A 1,683-nucleotide genomic window follows, 5' to 3' on the forward strand; every position below is an offset into this window, starting at 1 on the left:
CCCCCGCCGCCGCCGCGCCGGCAACCGGCTCCCCGCCCCGGCCGGCGGGCAAGACCGTGCGCCTCGTCTCGGCCGCCCCCCTCACCCGGGCAGGCTCGGCCAAGGACGTGCGGCACGTGGTGATCGACCTCGCCGACTCCGGCCTCGCGTACGAGCCGGGCGACTCGATCGGCCTCGCCCCGCGCAACGACCCGGCCCTCGTCGCCGCCTGCCTGCGTGCCCTCGGTGCGGCGGACGACGAGCCCGTGCCCTGCCCGGACGGGGTCACCCGCCCCGCCGCGGACGCCTTCGCCGCCCATCTCGACATCGCGCGCCCGCTCGACCGTGCCCTCGACCGGCTGGCGATGGCGGCGGTGCATCCGCGCCATGCCGCGGCGCTGCGCCGCCTCGCCGAGGGCGAGGATGACGCCGAACCGGTCGATGCCGACCTGCTCGACCTGCTGGAGGCCTTCCCCTCGGCGCGGCCGCCGCTTGCCGACCTCGCCCGCGCGCTGCCCGCATTGCGGCCGCGCCTGTATTCCATCGCCTCGTCGCCGCTGGCCGCGCCCGGGGCGGTCCATCTCTGCGTCTCGCATGTGCGCGATGCGCGGCGCGGCCGGCAACGCCACGGCGTCGCGAGCGGCTTCCTGGCAGCGCACGCCACGGCGGGCACGCCGATCGAGGCCCATATCCAGACCAGCCATTTCCGCCTGCCGCCCGATCCACGCGCGCCCGTCATCATGGTCGGCCCCGGCACCGGCATCGCGCCCTTCCGCGCCTTCCTCCAGCACCGCGCGGCATCCGGGCACAAGGGCCGCACCTGGCTGTTCTTCGGCGACCGGCACCGCGCGACGGATTTCCTGTATGAGGACGAGCTGACCGGCTGGCTGCGCGACGGCACGCTCGCGCGCCTCGACCTCGCCTTCTCCCGCGACCAGGCGGGCAAGGTCTATGTGCAGGACCGGATGCTGGAACAGGCGCCGGACCTCTGGCGCTGGCTGCAGGAGGGCGGGCATTTCTACGTCTGCGGCGATGCGTCCCGGATGGCCCGCGACGTGGATGCCGCCCTACGCCGCATCGCCACGACCGAGGGCCGCATGGACGAGAACCAGGCCAAGGACTGGATCGTGGCGCTGGCACGCCAGGGCCGGTATCTGCGCGACGTCTACTGAGAACCGGCCGGGCACGCCATCTGCGCGGGCACGTCCTCTGCTACGAGTCCGTTCCCTGTCCCGACCAGCATGAGCCGCGATGCGCCATTTCCCGATCTTCCTCGACCTCGCCGGCCGGCAGGCCCTCGTCATCGGCATCGGCGAGGCGGCCGAGCGCAAGGCGGCCGCCCTGCGCGCGGCCGGCGCGACGGTGAGCGTGCATCCGCGCTACGCCGGGCCGGCGCTGCTCGACGGCTGCGCGATCGCGATCGGCGCGGACGCGCCGGAGGACGATCTCGCCGCCCTGTCGCGCGACGCGCAGGCGCGCGGCATCCCGGTCAACATCGTCGATCGGCCGGCGCTGTGCAGCTACATCACGCCGTCGGTGGTCGACCGCGACCCGTTGACGATCGCCGTCTCCTCCGGCGGGATCGCGCCGGTGCTGGCGCGTCTGGTGCGCGCGCGCATCGAGGCCGCCGTGCCCCCCGCCTATGCGCGGCTCGGCGCGCTGGCCGCCGCCGGACGCCTTCTATATCGGCGCCCTCGGCTCGCG

At 75.1% G+C, this 1,683-nt stretch carries 2 protein-coding genes; both read left to right on the forward strand.

The genetic code is table 11. The annotated features are described in order from the left end of the window. A partial coding sequence (locus B8460_RS09165; protein WP_052945193.1) for a diflavin oxidoreductase occupies positions 1 to 1,151 on the forward strand: 1,151 nt, incomplete at its 5' end. A 79-nt stretch (positions 1,152 to 1,230) separates the two neighbouring features. Further along, positions 1,231 to 1,683: precorrin-2 dehydrogenase/sirohydrochlorin ferrochelatase family protein (locus tag B8460_RS09170; protein ID WP_048861291.1), on the forward strand; the 453-nt coding region annotated here is incomplete at its 3' end.

Origin of the sequence: Acidisphaera rubrifaciens HS-AP3 (genome assembly GCF_000964365.1) — a bacterium.
Lineage (GTDB): Bacteria > Pseudomonadota > Alphaproteobacteria > Acetobacterales > Acetobacteraceae > Acidisphaera > Acidisphaera rubrifaciens.